This window comes from Salipiger sp. HF18, assembly GCF_011806505.1.
GTDB classification, from domain to species: domain Bacteria; phylum Pseudomonadota; class Alphaproteobacteria; order Rhodobacterales; family Rhodobacteraceae; genus Salipiger; species Salipiger thiooxidans.
Genome location: NZ_JAATOS010000636.1, coordinates 1 through 1961, shown reverse-complemented (window position 1 = coordinate 1961; position 1961 = coordinate 1). Strand labels below are relative to the sequence as shown.

General features: G+C 69.6%; 2 protein-coding genes and 1 pseudogene. All 3 read right to left on the bottom strand.

What is annotated here, in order from left to right; all coding sequences use genetic code 11:
- Positions 1 to 19: 19 nt before the first annotated feature.
- A complete protein-coding gene (locus tag HC022_RS25210; RefSeq protein WP_167454217.1) occupies positions 20 to 250 on the bottom strand; it encodes a hypothetical protein in 231 nt (76 codons plus the stop codon).
- A gap of 96 nt (positions 251 to 346) precedes the next feature.
- On the bottom strand, positions 347 to 1663 hold the full coding sequence (locus tag HC022_RS25205) for a pitrilysin family protein (RefSeq protein ID WP_167454216.1): 1317 nt from the start codon (positions 1661 to 1663) through the stop codon (positions 347 to 349).
- Positions 1660 to 1961: pseudogene (locus HC022_RS25200) on the bottom strand (insulinase family protein); the annotation flags it as partial. The pseudogene HC022_RS25200 and the gene HC022_RS25205, both read right to left, overlap by 4 nt.

The window sequence follows — 1961 nt, the reverse complement described above, 5'->3', positions numbered from 1 at the left end:
GATCCGGGATGGAAAGGGCTCAGCCCGTCCTCCGGCTCAGCACGCCGTCGCGCCTGACGAGAAGGTGCCAGCCCACGGCCGTGGCGATGTGGCCCAGCACCAGCGGCGCGAGGATCCAGCCAAGCTCGCCGTGCCATTCCGCCGGCGCCCGCATCCACGCGATGCCGGTCTCGCGCGGGGGAAAGACGGTTGTGACAAGGTAGGTGAGCCCGCGCGGGTCGCCGCCGGGGCGGGCATCGACGGAAACCAAGTGCCTGAAACGCAGACGAAATCAGGTGCCTGAAACGCCAGAGGCCGGAGCTTTCGCCCCGGCCCCCGTGATCCCCGCGATGCCCTGCGGCAGCGGTTACTGGACCTGCGGCTCCTCCAGCCCCTCGGGCTGGCCCACCACCACGAAGCGCAGCGCGTCCGGGCGCAGGACCCGTGCCGCGACCCGCTTCACGTCGTCCTGTGTCACCGCCTCGATGCGGTCGTTGCGGCTGGCGATGTAGTCGGCGGGAAGTCCGTCCATCTGCATCCCCACGAGGATACGCGCGATGGTGCCGTTGCCGTCGAAGCGCAGCGGGTAGGCGCCGGTGAGGTAGGTCTTGGTCTGCTCGAGTTCCTGCTCGGTCACGCCCTCGGATGCCATCTTCGCCCATTCGTCGCGGATCACCGAGATCGCCTCGGCGATGCGGTCGTTGGCCGAGGCGACGCGGCCCATCAGCAGCTCGGCATGGTCCATGCCGGCGAGATAGGAATAGACGCCGTAGGTGAGCCCGCGCTTCTCGCGCACCTCGTTCATCAGCCGGGACTCGAAGCTGCCGCCGCCGAGGATGGTGTTCATCACGTAGGCGGCGAAGAAGTCGGGATCGTCGATGGCCAGCCCCTCGTGCCCGAAGACCGCCACCGACTGCGGCGTGTCGAAGGGCACGACGGTGGTGCCGGCGGTGGTCTCGGCGGCCACGTCCGGGGGCAGGGCGGAGCCGGTCTCGGGCAGGTCGCCCAGCAGCCTGTCGATCAGCGCGGAAAGCTCCTCGGGGGTGATGTCGCCCGCGGCGGCGATGTAGACCCGGTCGCGGGTCATGGTGGCGTCATGGGCGGCGATCATGTCGTCTCGGCCGAGCGCGGTGACGCTCTGCTCGGTGCCCTGCGGATCCGAGCCGTAGGGGTGGTCGCCGAAGACCATGGCGTCGAAGGTGGCGCTGGCGATGGCGTCGGGGTCCATGGCGTCGCTGCGGATGCCCGAGAGCACCTGTTCGCGCACCCGGTCGATGGCGTCCTGATCGAAGCGCGGGTTCACGAGGCTCTCGCGCAGCAGCTCGACCGCCGCGTCGCGGTTCTCGGACAGGAAGCGGGCCGAGACCGAAACCGCATCGGCGCTGGCATCGTAGTCGAAGCTGGCGGCGAGCTGCTCGCGCGCCTCGGCAAAGCCGCGGGCGTCGAGCTCGCCCGCGCCTTCCTCGAGCAGCCCGACCATGAGGTTGGTGGCGCCGCGCTTGCCGGGCGCGTCGAGCGACGTGCCGCCGCGGAAGCGGATCTGCAGCGAGGTGAAGGGGATCGAGGGTTCCTCGACCAGCCAGGCCTTGAAGCCGAGCGGCGTCTCGACCTGCTGGATGTCGATCTCGGCCAGCACCGGCGTGGCGAGGAAGAGGCTGAAGACAAATGCGAGAATAGGTTTCATTGGCTGATCTCCCCGGCCGGAGCGGACCCGTCCACGGGCATCAGGTAGCCGGTGACCGACTGCTTGCGGTCAAAGACCTTGCGCGCGGCCTCGACGATCTCGTCCGCGGTGATGGATTGCAGCACCTCGGGCCATGCGCGCACGTCCTCGATGGTGAGCCCGGTGGTCAGGGCATTGCCGTAGCGCCGCGCCAGCGAGCCCACGTCGTCGCGCTGGTAGATGCGCTCGGCGCGCAGGCGGAACTTGATCCGCTCGAGCTGCGCCGGGTCGACGCCCTCGTCGAGGAACTCTGCCAGCG